The 15683-nt window shown below is 57.7% G+C and carries 9 protein-coding genes; 4 read left to right on the top strand and 5 right to left on the bottom strand.

The features are described from left to right. Positions 1 to 326: 326 nt before the first annotated feature. From AC2LD7_RS10065 to ccoN, 3 genes are all read right to left on the bottom strand, one after another. Positions 327 to 965, bottom strand: a complete 639-nt coding sequence (locus tag AC2LD7_RS10065) for a peroxiredoxin (protein ID WP_484597598.1) — start codon at positions 963 to 965, stop codon at positions 327 to 329. Positions 966 to 1039: 74 nt separating this feature from the next. Further along, positions 1040 to 1330, bottom strand: coding sequence for an alpha/beta hydrolase (locus AC2LD7_RS10060; protein WP_484597660.1), 291 nt, complete (start codon positions 1328 to 1330; stop codon positions 1040 to 1042). 119 nt (positions 1331 to 1449) lie between these two features. Beyond that, the gene (ccoN, locus tag AC2LD7_RS10055) at positions 1450 to 2895 is read right to left on the bottom strand and encodes a cytochrome-c oxidase, cbb3-type subunit I (protein ID WP_484597597.1); all 1446 of its coding nucleotides are present in this window, start codon (positions 2893 to 2895) and stop codon (positions 1450 to 1452) included. A 431-nt stretch (positions 2896 to 3326) separates the two neighbouring features. On the opposite strand from ccoN, the gene imuA reads away from it, so the two are divergent. The 4 genes from imuA (at position 3327) to AC2LD7_RS10035 (ending at position 10797) form a co-directional block, all read left to right on the top strand. Continuing rightward, the gene (imuA, locus tag AC2LD7_RS10050) at positions 3327 to 3944 is read left to right on the top strand and encodes a translesion DNA synthesis-associated protein ImuA (protein WP_484597596.1); all 618 of its coding nucleotides are present in this window, start codon (positions 3327 to 3329) and stop codon (positions 3942 to 3944) included. 7 nt (positions 3945 to 3951) lie between these two features. Beyond that, positions 3952 to 5364, top strand: a complete 1413-nt coding sequence (locus tag AC2LD7_RS10045; RefSeq protein WP_484597595.1) for a Y-family DNA polymerase — start codon at positions 3952 to 3954, stop codon at positions 5362 to 5364. Then, positions 5361 to 8438, top strand: a complete 3078-nt coding sequence (locus AC2LD7_RS10040) for an error-prone DNA polymerase (RefSeq protein WP_484597594.1) — start codon at positions 5361 to 5363, stop codon at positions 8436 to 8438. Before AC2LD7_RS10045 ends, AC2LD7_RS10040 begins: the two co-directional genes overlap by 4 nt. A gap of 964 nt (positions 8439 to 9402) precedes the next feature. Then, complete coding sequence (locus tag AC2LD7_RS10035; RefSeq protein WP_484597593.1) at positions 9403 to 10797, top strand: tyrosine-type recombinase/integrase; 1395 nt, start codon at positions 9403 to 9405, stop codon at positions 10795 to 10797. A gap of 874 nt (positions 10798 to 11671) precedes the next feature. Here AC2LD7_RS10035 and AC2LD7_RS10030 read toward each other — a convergent pair. Then, on the bottom strand, positions 11672 to 13333 hold the full coding sequence (locus tag AC2LD7_RS10030; RefSeq protein ID WP_484597592.1) for a nuclease domain-containing protein: 1662 nt from the start codon (positions 13331 to 13333) through the stop codon (positions 11672 to 11674). Between the two features lie 3 nt (positions 13334 to 13336). Next, a complete protein-coding gene (locus AC2LD7_RS10025; protein ID WP_484597591.1) occupies positions 13337 to 15682 on the bottom strand; it encodes an McrB family protein in 2346 nt (781 codons plus the stop codon). Position 15683 lies beyond the last annotated feature (1 nt).

Raw genomic sequence — 15683 nt, 5'->3', positions numbered from 1 at the left:
CTTGCATTCCCGACCCGCAGGTACAGAACCGGTCCGTTCACCATCTTGCGAGCCGGAGACATGAAAAAACCCGGCCGTTTCCGAGCCGGGCTTTCAGCATTCGATATGTCATGACGAAGTGATACGAGCACTTGCGCCCCATACCCGGGCGCGAATCCTAATCGACTGATTTTCCTAGCACAAGCAAAGCCAGCCCAATGCAATCGATGCGTGCGAATAGCGTGATCGCTTACCCCTGTTTGATCGAAGCACTGACCGTCCCGCCCCCCTGCCCTGCGCCTATATTTCGCGGATTTTCGCGCCCCTACGGGCTTGTCAGCGTCCGATCAACGATTCGGCTGTGGCGTCATACGCAGATAGGGCTTCACCGCGCGATAGCCCTTCGGGAAGCGCTGCTTGAGTTCTTCCTCGTCCTTGAGCGAAGGCACGATCACCACCTCGTCGCCGTCCTGCCAGTTGGCCGGCGTGGCGACCTTATGGCTGTCGGTCAGCTGCAGCGAATCGATCACGCGTAGGATCTCGTGAAAATTGCGTCCAGTGCTCGCCGGGTAGGTAATGGTCAGACGCACCTTCTTGTTCGGGTCGATAACGAATAGCGAACGCACCGTCAGGGTATCGTTAGCGTTGGGGTGGATGAGGTCGTACAGCTCGGATACCTTGCGATCAGCGTCGGCCAGAATCGGGAAATTAACCCGCGTGTTTTGGGTCTCGTTGATGTCGTCGATCCACTTTACATGCGAATCCACTGGATCTACCGAGAGCGCGATGGCTTTGACGTTGCGCTTGGCGAACTCATCTTTCAGCTTGGCGGTGAAGCCAAGCTCGGTGGTGCACACCGGCGTGAAATCGGCTGGATGGGAAAACAATACGCCCCAGCTATTGCCGAGCCATTCATGGAAATGGATGCGGCCTTCGCTGGAGTCCTGTTCGAAGTCGGGTGCGATGTCGCCGAGACGAATGCTCATGTCTTTGTTCCTCTTATGACAGTTGCGTTAAGCCGGCCATACGGCTGCCGGTGCGGGTGGATCAATGCCTGCGCTCAGGCCGTTTCATGGGCCTGTTGTTCGATACGGTTCAGCAATCGATACAGGTAGGCGAAACCCTCTTCCCAGCGGCTGCGCCCGGATTTGGCCTTGATGTGCCCGGCACGGCTGAGAATGAAGGTCTCGCTACCCCAGTCGCGGCCAAGCTCGAACGCTCGCTGGGAACTGGCGGTCCGCCTGTTCAACCTGGCACTGTTAGGCAGGCTGTGCGGCCAATGGTTTTGCCAGTGCTCATGCGAGCGTTGCCAGCCCAGCACTATCGGATAGCGGATCGACTCGCTGCCCATCGAGATGCCTTTCAAATGTAATGAAGCCAGTCTAGTCACAGCCACGAAGGACAAAAAGAATAAGAAGATATTTACTTATTCCATAAACATTAAAACGCGTTCGGCCAGCGCAGCGCTGTTCAGGCGACCTGCCCCACCGCACCGGCAATGCCAGGCTCTGCATTCGCAGTCATACGCACAGTTCGCCAAGTGTTGAAGGCCATTAGCAGCATGCCAAGGAAGAATGTTCCACCACCGATCAGACGCACGATATAGCCTGGGTGACTGGCTTCCAGCGCTTCGACGAATGAATAGGTCAAGGTGCCGTCATTATTGACGGCGCGCCACATCAAGCCCTGGGTGATGCCGTTGACCCACATCGAAGCGATATAAAGCACAGTGCCGATGGTCGCTAGCCAGAAATGCGCATTGATCAGGCGCACGCTGTACATGCGCTCGCGATTCCACAGCACCGGGATCATATGATAGAGCGTGCCGATGGAAATCATAGCGACCCACCCCAGCGCACCGGCGTGTACATGGCCGATGGTCCAATCGGTGTAATGGGACAGGGCGTTGACGGTTTTGATCGCCATCATCGGACCTTCGAAGGTCGACATGCCGTAGAACGCCAGCGACACCACCAGAAAACGCAGAATAGGGTCGGTGCGCAACTTATGCCAGGCGCCCGATAGCGTCATCATGCCGTTGATCATCCCGCCCCAGCTCGGTGCCAGCAAAATAATAGACATCACCATGCCCAGGTTCTGGGCCCATTCCGGCAACGCGGTGTAATGCAGATGATGCGGGCCGGCCCAGATGTAAAGGCTGATGATGGCCCAGAAATGCACGATCGATAGCCGATAGGAATACACCGGCCGCTCGGCCTGCTTGGGCACGAAGTAATACATCATCCCGAGGAACCCCACGGAAAGAATGAAGCCCACCACGCTGTGCCCGTACCACCACTGGATCATCGCGTCCGTTGCGCCAGAATAGAACGAGTAGGACTTGAACAGGCTCACCGGAATGGCGGCGTGATTGATGACATGCACCATTGCCGTGACGATGATGAAAGCGCCATAGAACCAGTTAGCGACATAGATATGCTTGGTCCGGCGCCGTGCGATCGTTCCGAAAAAGAGATACATATATGCCATCCAAACCAGCGTGACCCATAACGCAATGGGCCATTCCATCTCGGCGTATTCCTTGGATGAGGTGATGCCGAGGGGGTAACTGATCAACATCGCTACGATCGCGGCCTGCCAGCCCCAGAAAACGAAGTTGGCTAGCCAATCCGAGACCAGCCGTACCCTGCAGGTGCGTTGCACGACGTAGAACGAGGTCGCGAACAGCGCACCTCCGCCAAATGCAAATATCACCAGATTGGTGTGGACCGGGCGGAGGCGTCCAAAGCTTGTCCAGGGCAACCCGAGATTGAGTTCCGGCCAGACCAGCTGCGCCGCGATAATTGCCCCCATCCCCATCCCAACGACGCCCCAGAATAACGTCATGAGAGTGAAACGACGGACAACCTCGTAGTTGTATGTCGGAGCGGTGTCATCTAAAGAAGCATCGGCCATAACGTTTCCAAAGCAAAATTGAGTGGCAGCTCAACGCCAACCTCATACCGACCCAGCGAAATCCAAGGTCGGCAAGGATGATCGAGCGAAGCTAGGAAAGTGTGCGGCGGCAGATAAAATAAATATAACGAATATTGATGAACTTTAAATGCATAAATAATCATCTATATCTTAGATAGCGACGGTTCGTAGAGGAACAACAGTCGCAACCGCTCCGTACAAGAGCGATCAGTAGCAGATTCACCCGAAGCAACTTGGCAACCTCGCCAGACCACAGCACCGATTGCAGAGAAGCCAGCTCGTAGAGTCTTGTCAGCAAGCACGCCGAAATTTTTCTATTCCAAACGCGTTTCATCGCGCCAGCTTGACCGCTATTCCGCCAAGCTAAATACTGTATTCATATACAGTATTTTCGGAATACCCTCATTGCCATGACTTCCGTAGTCGCTCTCAACCATCTGCTCGATGCACGCCACCTGTGGCGTGGCCAGAGCAGAGTCTTCCCACCCAACACCCAGCCAACCGGGCATGCCGCGCTGGATGCAGCGCTGCCCGGCGGCGGCTGGCCGGAATCGGCTCTGAGTGAAATACTTTTCGCCACCACCGGTATCGGCGAGCTGCGCCTGCTCTGGCCGACCCTGGCGCGGTTGACCATCAGCGGTGAGCGCGTGGTGCTGGTGGCGCCTCCTCATGTTCCCTACCCTCAGGCCTGGCTGTCCGCCGGTGTGGACCTGCGTCAGCTGGTAATCATCAAGGCGCAAGGGCGTGACGTCTTGTGGACTGCCGAGCAATGTCTGCGTTCAGGCAGTTGTGGTGCGGTGTTGTGCTGGCCGCAACAAGCCGATGATCGCGCCCTGCGTCGCCTGCAGGTTGCTGCCGAGACAGGCCAGACCCTGGCCTTTGCCTATCGTCCACTGCGCGAGGCGGTCAATTCTTCGCCAGCGGCACTACGCTTGGCCATCGAAGCCAAGCCAGCGCAACTGCGTGTACTCAAGTGCCGCGGCGGCCTGGCTCCGGCGCGCCCGATCCCCGCTGCGGCATGGCATTGAGATGACCATGCTCTGGGCCTGCATTCTGCTGCCGCAACTGGCCATGGACGGTGCGCTGCGCGGCCGCGCCGATGCCGAGGCGCCGCTGGCGCTCTTGAGCGGCACGCCACAGCGCCGCGTGTTGCAGGCGGTCAATCCAGCCGCGCGGGCGCTCGGCCTCAAACCAGGGCAATCGTTGATCGCCGCCCAGGCGCTGACTCGCGCGTTCGCCACAGCCGACTATGACTTGAAGTCAATCGAGCGCTGGCAGCAATTTCTTGCCGCCTGGGCCTATGGTTTCAGCTCGCAGGTCAGCCTGCATTACCCGCGTTGCCTGCTATTGGAAGTGCGATCCAGTCTTGGCCTGTTCGGCCCTTGGCCTCGTTTGGAGGCACGTCTGCGTCAGGAATTAGCCGCGCTGGGCTTTCAACATCGCATTACCCTCGCACCCAACCCGGCCGCCGCACGCGTCCTGGCCAACGTCCATGACGGCCTAGCCGTAATGGATTCCGAGACATTGCAGCCTGTACTGGGCCCACTGCCGATAGAACGTATCGGCCTGTCGCGCGAAGTGACGACCGCTTTTGTCCGGATGGGCCTTCGGACCTTGAAGCAGGTGCTCGCGCTGCCCCGCGATGGTCTGGCGCGGCGTTTTCCAGCAGACGCGCTGAGGCATCTCGATACGCTGCAAGAACATCGTCCATTGGCGCTGGATTTCTACCGGCCGCCAGACCGCTTCGATGCTCGGATCGAGCTGAACTTCGAAGTCGAGTCGCACCAGGCACTGCTGTTCCCGCTGCGCCGCCTGACCGCCGATCTCGCCGCTTACCTGGCCGGTCGCGACAGCGGTGTACAGCGTTTCACCTTGCATCTGGAGCACCGCAACCTGGCCGATAGCCAAGTACCGGTCGGTTTGCTCAGCGCCGAGCGCGACCCGGCCATGCTTTTCGAACTGACCCGCGGCCGCTTGGAACACCTGCAACTGCCGGCACCGGTACTGGCGGTGCGCCTGGTGGCACGCGAGCTACCGGCCTTCGTCCCCGAGCACCGTGAGCTGTTCGACGAGCGCCCACAGCAATCGTTACCCTGGGAGCAACTGCGTGAGCGTTTGCGAGCCCGGCTGGGTGATGACGCCGTGCAGGGCCTTGGGGCTCAGGCCGACCACCGCCCCGAATGTGCGTGGCAGCCGCAGCACGTCGCTCAGAATGAGCTATCACCCTATACCGGCCCTCGTCCCGGCTGGCTGCTGGCCGAATCGAAACCATTACACGAGGCATCCCTTCGCGTTCTCGCCGGGCCCGAGCGCATCGAATCCGGCTGGTGGGACGGCGGTGATGTGCGACGTGACTATTATCTGGTGGAAACTCGCGCAGGGCAGCGCGGCTGGGCCTTCCGCCCCGTCACTGGGGGACCGCTGCTGCTGCACGGCTGGTTCGCATGACAGCCGCCTATGTCGAACTGCATTGCCTGTCCAACTTCAGCTTCCAACGTGGCGCCTCCAGTGCCCGGGAATTGTTCGAGCGCGCCGTCCGGCTTGGCTACCGAGCCCTTGCCATCACGGATGAATGCACGCTATCCGGCATCGTACGGGCGTGGCAGGCCTCGAAAGATGTCGGCCTGCCGCTGATTATCGGCAGCGAAATACAGATCGAAGGTGGACCAAAACTGGTTCTGCTGGTGGAAAACCTGGCCGGCTATCAGAACTTGTGCCGGCTGATCACCCGGGCCCGCCGACGCGCCGAGAAGGGTCGCTACCAGCTTCTTTGTGAAGACCTGAGCGAACCGCTGGATGGACTGCTGGCCATCTGGATTACCCACCAGCCCGATGCTGACGACGAGGGTCGCTGGCTACACGAGCGATTTCCAGAGCACCTCTGGCTGGGCATCGAGCTGCACCGCGGGCCAGACGACATGCTGCACCTGCGTCAGTGGCAGGCGCTGGCCGCGCGTCTGAACATCCCCGCAGTGGCTTGCGGCGATGTGCATATGCATGCTCGTGGCCGCCGCGCTTTGCAAGACTGCATGACCGCGATCCGGCATCACCTGCCGGTGGCAGAGGCCGGTCGTTATTTATTCCCTAACGGCGAACGTCATTTGCGCCGATACGAGGAACTGACCCAGCTGTATCCAACCGAACTGCTCGCCGAAACACTGCGCATCGCCGAGCGCTGCCGGTTCGACCTCAGCCAGCTGGAATACCACTACCCGCACGAACTGGTGCCTACGGGCCACAGCCCCACCTCCTGGCTACGCAAACTGGTCGAGGACGGCGCGCGTTGGCGCTGGCCGGATGGCGTCACAGCGAAAGTCCGCGCACAGATCGAACACGAGCTACAACTGATCGCCGAACTGAAATACGAGAGCTACTTCCTGACCGTGTATGACCTCGTTCGCTTCGCTCGTGATCAACACATTCTTTGTCAGGGTCGCGGCTCGGCAGCCAACTCGACAGTGTGTTTTGTGCTGGGCATCACCGAACTCGACCCGGCACGGAGCAAGTTATTGTTCGAACGCTTCCTCTCCCGCGAGCGCAACGAACCACCGGACATTGACGTCGACTTCGAGCACGATCGCCGCGAGGAAGTCATCCAGTATGTCTTTCGCCGTTATGGCCGCGATCGAGCCGCGCTGACTGCCGTCGCCAGTACCTATCACGCCACCGGTGCCTTACGTGACGTAGCCAAGGCCCTCAGCCTGCCACCGGACCAAGTCAATGCACTGGCTGACTGTTGTGGACGCTGGAGCGACCGGATTCCAGACGACGAACGTCTGCGAGAAGCCGGCTTCGACCCGAGCAGTCCGGTACTGCGCCGAGCGCTGACGCTGACCGGCGAGCTGATCGGTTTCCCTCGCCATCTGTCGCAGCACCCAGGCGGCTTCGTCATCTCCGAACATTCCCTGGAAACCCTGGTACCGGTGGAAAACGCCAGCATGGCCGAGCGCACCGTGATTCAGTGGGACAAGGATGACCTTGATCTGGTCGGCCTGCTCAAAGTCGATGTCCTCGCTCTCGGCATGCTCAGCGCATTGCGCCGCTGTTTCAACCTGATCGAACAGTATCGCGGCACGCGCTGGACGATCGCCACGCTGCCCCGGGAAGACCGCGCAACCTACGAGATGATCAGCCGCGCCGATACTGTTGGCGTGTTCCAGATCGAGTCGCGGGCGCAGATGGCCATGCTGCCACGGCTGCGCCCTAAAGAGTTTTACGACTTGGTGATCCAAGTTGCCATCGTGCGACCGGGTCCGATCCAGGGCGATATGGTTCACCCCTACTTGCGCCGACGTAATAAAGAAGAACCCGTGGATTACCCATCCGACGAACTGATACCCGTCTTCGAGCGCACCCTCGGCGTGCCGCTTTTCCAGGAACAGGTAATGGAGCTGGCAATCGTCGCCGCCCTGTACACGCCCGGCGAAGCCGACGAACTGCGCCGATCCATGGCCGCCTGGAAACGTCATGGCGGCTTGGAGCCCCACCGCCAGCGACTGACCGAACGCATGCTCGCCAAAGGCTACGAGGCGGATTTCATCTCACGCATCTTCGAACAAATTAAAGGATTCGGCAGTTATGGCTTCCCCGAATCTCACGCCGCCAGCTTCGCCCTGCTCACCTACGCCAGTTGCTGGCTGAAATGCCACGAACCGGCCGCCTACGCCTGTGCATTGATCAATAGCTGGCCGATGGGCTTTTACAATCCCGATCAAATACTTCAGGACGCGCGCCGCCATGGCTTGGAGATTCGTCCGGTGGATGTCCACCACAGCGCTTGGGATTGCAGTCTGGAGCCAACCGCCAGCGAACAACCGGCGATCCGCCTGGGCCTGTGCCTGGTACGCGGCTTCCGCGAGGAAGATGCCCGACGCATCGAGGCGGCCCGTCGGGTTCGATCATTTGCCGACGTCGGTGATCTGTGCATCCGCGCCAGGCTGGATGCTCGTGCTCGTGAGCGACTGGCCGACGCCGGAGCTCTGCGCGGCCTCGTCGGACATCGCCACCGAGCGCGCTGGGCGGTGGCCGGAATAGAGCCGCAGTTGCCGCTATTCGTTGGACAGGTCACGCGACAAGAAGCACCGGTGACTCTACCGCTTCCCACAGTCGGCGAAGATTTACTGACGGACTACGCCACCCTCAGCACCACACTCGGTCCGCACCCGCTGATGCTGCTGCGCGGTCAGCTGAGAGCACTGCGTTGTCGCAGCTCGCGTGAATTGGCCAGTGTAGAGCATGGACGCCCGCTCAGTGTCGCCGGCTTGGTGATCGGCCGTCAGCGTCCACAAACGGCCAGTGGGGCGATCTTCGTCACCCTAGAGGACGAGTTCGGCATGATCAACGTGGTGGTCTGGCACGACTTGGCTGAGCGCCAGCGGCGTGTACTCATACAGTCTCAGATGCTCCGAATCGACGGCCATCTGGAGTCAGCACACGGCGTGCGCCACATCATCGCTGGGCGCCTGAGCGACCTCACGCCACTGCTGACAGGTCTGGATGTACGCAGTCGAGATTTCCAGTGATACGCCGTTGTAGGAACACCTCGTATTAAGTTGTTCCGAGTTATGCCTCGGCGCGCCGTCCACTACATTGAACACAATCGCGACGAAGATGCTTCAGTTGGCAAACAATGAGGCCCCGCCCGCCATTGAACGCCAGCCACATCAATTCACATTGGCGAGAGCACGAATCCATTGATTCCCTTGAAACCAGGCGCTGCAGCGCTTCTGCTAGTGGCAAGCGATAGCGCTATAGCCAACAAACACTTGGCCAAAGCCGATCAAAGCGGCATCAATAATATTGTTAGAGCAGATATGAAATGGCGCCAGAGCGGCACCGAGCCCCCCGAGGCATTCATCAGTCAGAGGGCAACAAACCCGAACTTTTCCTGCAACAAGATGCTCTGGCGCTCCCAGACCATTCCGCCAACATCGTTCAGAACGGTAGCGAAAACACCGCCAGCGTCATCCAGCAGTAAGCGGATGCGGCACCCCGGGCCGCTATTCTTAACTCCGACTCGAGCATACAGCCTGACGCAGACCTTAGTTCGACTAGCACGCCAGAGTTACCAAGAATACAAGGTCTGCTCATTGCAGAAACGCAGCCGTCGAAAGCAAATGGTCGGTACCGCCAATAGTTATCCGAAAGACTTAATGGCGCGCACAATATTGAGAAGAAGGCAGGCTGCAAAAAGCTCGAAAAGTCCTCTAAACGAAAAAGCCAGTTCTTTCGAACTGGCCTATCGTTAATATTTGGTCGGGACGGAGTGATTCGAACACTCGACCCCTTGCACCCCATGCGCTTTTTTGGTGGATTCCTATAGATCACCACGGACTCTAATGGACTCACGAATCCTAGCAAATACGGGGCTTACAGGCTATTCTGCCGTCCCATAGCGTACAATGCTGTCCACCACCAGCCAAGCGATTCGGTGGGGTAAAAGTGGGGTAAAATTCTAAGGCAACCGGATTAAGCAAGGGGTAGAGAGTGGCAAAGTTGACGGCGAAGCAGCTTGAGGCACTTACTTCTGCCGATGACGGCAGAATCCTTCGGGAGGACAGTGGGCTGGTTGCCAGAGTTCGCGCAGGCGTCCGTGGTGTAACAGTGCAGTTTCGCTACGAATTCAAACAAGACGGATTGAAACGCGATCAAAGTCTGGGCAGCTGGCCAAAGAAATCTCTTGCTCAGATTCGTGCCGAACGTGATGAGGTTAGAGCGACCGCCGCAAAAGGCATCGATCCAACCGCTGCCCGCAAAGCTGCCAAGATCGAAGCTCAAGCTGCAGTCGCAGCGACCATTGCCGAAGCCGAACGCCAAGCTGCCGAGAACAAGACGGTGACCGACCTGTTTGATGAATGGATTCGCGACGGCGTCTCCCGCCAGGATGGCAATGCCGAACTGATCCGCAGCTTCAAGAAAGATGTCCTACCGCTGATTGGCAAGAAACCACTGCGCAGCCTGACCGAAAAGGATCTGCTCACGGTGCTGCGCTCAGTCAAAGCCCGCGGTCTGAATCGCACCGTCGTCATCCGCAACAACGACATTGGCCAGATGCTGCACTGGGGTGAGAAACGAAAACCCTGGCGAGGCCTGATGACTGACGGAAATCCAGCCGACCTTATAGATGTCAGCAAGCTGCTCGATCACGATTATGAAGAACAACGCGACCGCCTGCTCTCCCCCGACGAGATTCGCGAGCTGCGTGACATCCTCGAACGCCTAGAGAAAGACTACGAAGGGCTTCCCGCTGGCCAGAAGTATTCGGGCATTCGCCCGGTCAACACGCGCGTCCAGTGCGCTCTGTGGATCTGCCTGAGCACCCTCTGCCGTATCGGCGAGCTGCTTAAGGCCGAGTGGCGCTACCTGGACCTGAAGAAAGGCACCTGGTTCATCCCCGCCGAGGCTACCAAAGGGCATAAAGGCAAACGCCAGGATCACCATGTGTTCCTGTCAGCGTTCGCCATAGCGCAATTCAAGCGCCTACAAAAAGAGACCGGCCATACACCGTTCTGCTTTCCCAGCAAGGACAGCCAAAGCCATGTTGATACTAAGACGGTCAGCAAACTCATCGGAGATCGGCAGTGCCGTTTCAAGAACCGCAGCAAGCCTCTGGCCGGCCGGCATCATGACGACTCGCTAGTACTGAGCAATGGAGCCAGAGGTGAATGGACGCCGCATGATCTGCGCCGCACTGGCGCGACAATGATGCAGGAGCTCGGTATTACCTTGGAGATCATCGACCGCTGCCAGAACCACCTGCTGGGCGGATCCAAGGTGCGTCGGCACTATCTGCATCACGACTATGCCAAGGAAAAAACCGAGGCTTGGCGCCTTCTGGGCAAAAGGCTAGAAACGATCCTAGCAACATCAGCAGCTGGCTAGCCTTCTCAACAGGAACCGGGCAAAAGCGGCTTTAGCGAGCAGCACTACAAGCGTGAGGCCCCACGAGCGACTCGGGACGCCGCCTCTAGTTATGTAAATTTTAATGACGGTACATTACTTGCCCCCATCCATCGCGCCGTCACCACAGAAACAGCTCAGCTAATTCCCGCTTGAGCCGTTGGAGACACCTGCTGTCTTTGTTTACCTGTTCATGCAAACAATATCGACGTGTCTTGAGTCACGACATATTGTTCAGTTGTTGGCCGTGCTGACGGCGAGAGGACAGAAGGAATTAGCGATGGATGCGATTAGCATGGCTTGGCTGGTAGTGGGCGGTTCATTTTGTGTAGTACTAGTGCAGTCAATCGTACTCTGGTTGCAATGGCTTCACACACAACAGCACAAGGCAGAGCTCAGTGTTCTGCGCAGTCTGGTACAGAGCCTGGGCGAAATCATCCGGCGGTTGGAGAGCGAGAAGGCTGAACTGGCCGCTGGCCTGAGGGCTGAGAAGGGACAAGTAGAGTATTTGAAGGGACAGCTCTTCCGAGCAAGTCGGTAAGGATCCGAGCTGCTCCCAATTGAGAAAGCTAACGCAGCAACCTTCGCTATCCGGGCCGAATTACTCACGCTCTGAATGCCCATCTGCCATCCTGGCGGCGACGCGACCAGAATGCTCACCGAGAGAAAGAAAAAGCCTAGCGGCGACGACAATGCTCTCGACATTGCCGCATGGAACGCAAAATGGAGATCCTGCAGCACGACTACAAGCAAGTAGAGGATACATTGGGTGAACTATGCTGGTGCTAGCCCTTTTCAAGCTGTCCGTGGAAATGGGATAGAACCCGATCGGCTGGTGACACATTACCGGAGCTGGTCAGTCGCGTCTCTGGCTTGGGCTATCAGCTTCGTCTGCGCACGGCGGCACGTAACGGAGGCTGTGGAAGCCAGGATCAGAACCCATAGGATGTTCCCCTGATTCTAAATCAGGGGAGCCCGTCCAATAGGACCGTAGCACCTCGTGGAGTCCGTTCTTTTCAGCGCTCAGCACCGCAACGCCAACACCATTGTCTTTCCGGTACTTCATCGTTTCCAACAATGGAGCACCTCCTCCACGGGGTACCAGCAATACTGATAAATCCGGCTTTCGCCCTTCCCAACGCAAGCAATCCCGGTACAGATGCGCAGACTCCATACCCTCCAACACCCACTCGCGTCCAACACGGTACTTGGCGTCTATTACAATGAATGAGCGCCCAGCCGGGCTACTCACAGTGACGACAATGTCGGGGCGGCGTTCCCCGGAAATACTGGAAAAACCGTGAGAGGGTGGTTGGTCGAAAGCTGGGCAGCGTACCTGTAGCCAGACATCGACCTGTGTGTCGGTAGTCCTTCCTTCACAACGTATGACGTCCACGCGCGAGCCGGGCCAACGATAAATCCACTGCAAGTCGGGATAGATCGTCTTCATCATGCCGACCACTTGGAGGTAGCACCAACGCTCGTAGATCTCCCACGTCGGACTGATCCACAAACGTTCTCCCTCGCTACTGCCATCAATTCCCGGGCGCAGCACGTACCAAGCGTATCGATAAGCCCGGGCATATACAGGATGAGCGGAAATCGCGTTGAGTCCCGCAGCACTAATACAAGGCTGGCTCAGCGAACAAAAGGGTTCCTTGCGCTGAATCCTCCGGAGGGCGCTGTGCAAGCCTTCGAGGAACTCAACACGGCGTCCAAGCCGAGGGGCCAGGGCAGAGCGAGCGCCCGTGTCGCGCTCATGAGCAATGAGCTTTTGCAATTCGGCAATGACGTGTCGGCTGCGTCGCAGGGTTTCGCTCAGGACAACGGCCAATGCCTGGTTGGCTGGGTTATCGAGATTCTCGAGCACACTGGGCACATCGAAGTGCAGCACCTCACTATCGGCACTCACCCGGCCGAGGTTATAGAGCAACGCCGTCGCCGCTGGGTCTTGCAAGGCACGGCGCACGGTCTGGCGATCAATACGACGTAATTGATGTGCTGGCCGTAATATGCGCTCTCGGCGCAACCAGGTTAGCGGCTTGCGCAAGACTTCGGCGAACGCAGATAACAGCTCCGGCCCATAACGTTTCAGCCTTGCATACTGCAGATGTGGGTCGCTGGTTCGACCTGCACGTCCAACCTCTATCTGGGCGTATTCATTGCCCAAAAGCAAACGGAGATCGAAGGTTAGAAGCTCGTCGAGCATCGCTGCGAACGAAGTCTCGCCGAGTTTGTTTTGATCCGGAGCCACATCAAAGTGGTAAGTCGCTACGACTTTACCAGTCGAATCAACTAACTCAGCGATGACTTTGCCTGCATAAAATCCCGGCTGCCATCGCCAAGCGTTAAATGCCTCATGACGCGAAGTTTCCAAAGGCTCATCGTCTACAAACAGTCGCCACCCTGGGATAACCTCAAAATAATAGGTGCCGCGTTCCGTGAAGCCAGAAACCAAGCCTTTGGGGGCGACAGTGAACGCGCTTCCCTGTTTGTCAATGCATCGGATGATCGCCATATTTCAGCGCCAGAACCGGGCAGAACCTAAAGAGCGCAGATCGTCGTGCAATTCGGCGACCTTGGCTGCCGAGTCTGCCAGCCTCATCTCCTGCAACAGACTGCTGGTGTCCGCAAAAGCGGCCTGGACCCGAGGTATGTCTTCACCGCGTAGTTTGGGCAAGACTTTGGCGTAGATGGCTTGATCCAAGGCTGCATTGAAATCGATTACACCGCGACGTTCGGCCTCCTCAATGTAACCAATGACATCATGGATGGTCCTCCAGCCGAAATGCAGGCGTGCCGGGCGCAATGCCTTGACCAAGCCCTTGAGGGTATCGCGCACTTTGGCAATTTTCGCCTCAGCCAAAGCGCTGGTTTCCCACCCGGGGAACGCATCAACATCAATATCCCAGAACTCGATCACTGCGGCCCGATCAAGCACCTTGTCGCTCAGACCATGTGTCGTTTCATCCATATTCACGGTGCCAATGATCACAAGGTTACTCGGGTACGTGATGGTTGCCGGCACACCGCTGATGTCAGTGTCTTGGGCATGGAGCTCAATGTGACCACCTGTTTCCATGGCCGAAAGCAGGGGTGCTAAGTATTGCTCCGGGTGAGACAGATTCATTTCGTCCAGCACAACCGTATATGGGCGGCCGGAGTTGGCACTGGCCCGAAGCAGAAAGTCGACAAATGCCGTACGTACATAGCTCTCGCAATTTAATGGATTGACGTAACCCAGCAGGCAAGATGGATCGTGCCAACCCGGCTGGACCGGGACAGTAAGCAGGCCCTCAGAACGGTGGGTTTGGCCATCTTGCAACGCAAGAGCATATCCCCGAGCCAATACCGTCTTACCGGCACCGCTGAGCCCGGTGAGTACAGCAAAATGGCGGCGCGGATGGCTCCAGAGACCGGCATCAAGGCGCGCAACCAAACTGATCGGAAAGGCGATGCTTTTAGGGAAACTATATTGGATGGCTTCCAGCGAGGGACGCTCGAACAGCGCGGACTCTTCATTAGATGGCACTACGCTGCCGGTAGAAGCCCCTATCTCTGGAGCAAGCGGTTGTGGCTCCCAGTGGATCTGCGCTGCCCAGGTATCGCCAAGCTCAGTCAGATACAGCATTTTGTCAGCTCTGGTTTCGACCAATTGCAAAGCACGCAGCCAGAAGGTCAGACTGGTCAAGGCTCGGTCGCTGGTCCATCTGGGGTTCACCTTTCTCAACACATCATTCAAGGCAGTGACAGACATCGGGCGGTTACGCAATGCATGGAGCATGTGATCAACCCCGAGCACCCGGGTCAGCAGCCAATCCGATACCTCATCTGGCTCGCCTGTCTCCAGCAGCCCTTCGCCTCGTGGTGTTAGATGGATATCGTCGCCTTGGGCTCTTAGTACACCCCATTCTGCAATCAGTGAGTTAAGTTGCGTTCGGATGCTTGAAGGCGCGTGACTTGGGTTGATCGAGCTCATGTGCTCAACCAGATCCTCTCGTTTGCATCCCTCTTTGGCGAACTCAATGATGGCCCTGATAGTGGCGACACCACCACCAATGGCGAGCATCCCGCGGCGGCGGCGCTCCGCGGGTAAAGGTTTGAGGCGCTCCTGGCCCGTGCTGAGATCAGCGATCGCGGTAGCTTCAGCTTCGTGCTCCTGTACGAATCTCAAGTACAGGAGCCAAGGCAGAGTCATGCGTTCCAGCATTGGTGTTGATAGTGTCTTATCCCGTTTGCCCAGAACTTCGTCTAGGCGCTCAAGCACACCTCGGTGGAGAGAAATTTCCTGCTCCGCGCCGCTTACCCCTATTAATGACGCCAAGTTGCGCAATTTCGGATAGTGAGCGAGCGTAGTCAGCTCGGTCGGGCATAGCGCTGCGAATAAACGATACTTTTTGAGCCGTGGATTTCGGCGCACGAGGGGCGGAGCGACTAGCTGGTTCAGCTCCCGCCAGCCTTCCATGAGCACTTGCTCATGGATGAGAGTGTCAGCAGCTTTAAGCGATACCCGAATATTCCAAAGGCATTTGGCAACGCTAGGATCGGTCACCACCTCGGATACGTTGACAGTACCCATGCCGGTTTTAGTGATGTCCTCACTCTCCCATAGTCGCTCCTGAAACTCAGGGCTACAAAACTCATCCTGATCGGCGTCTTGAACTCTTTGCAGGAACTCCGACAACTTTTTCAGCCAGTTCTGATACCAAGCCAGCTCGCGATGCTGGGCCAGTACTGCTTCACAGGCTGCCCTAAGATTTGCGTCATCCCTCAGATCTACCGCCACAGCCCATGCCCCTTGTTGTTTTTTTGTTTGGGCGACCTCGCCCATACGTTTTTGATAAAAACCTTCATTGCATAAGTTCAAA

The sequence above is a fragment of the Stutzerimonas sp. genome, assembly GCF_982611455.1.
The sequence above is the reverse complement of the archived record's forward strand: the minus strand, read 5'-3'. Positions and strand labels throughout refer to the sequence as shown.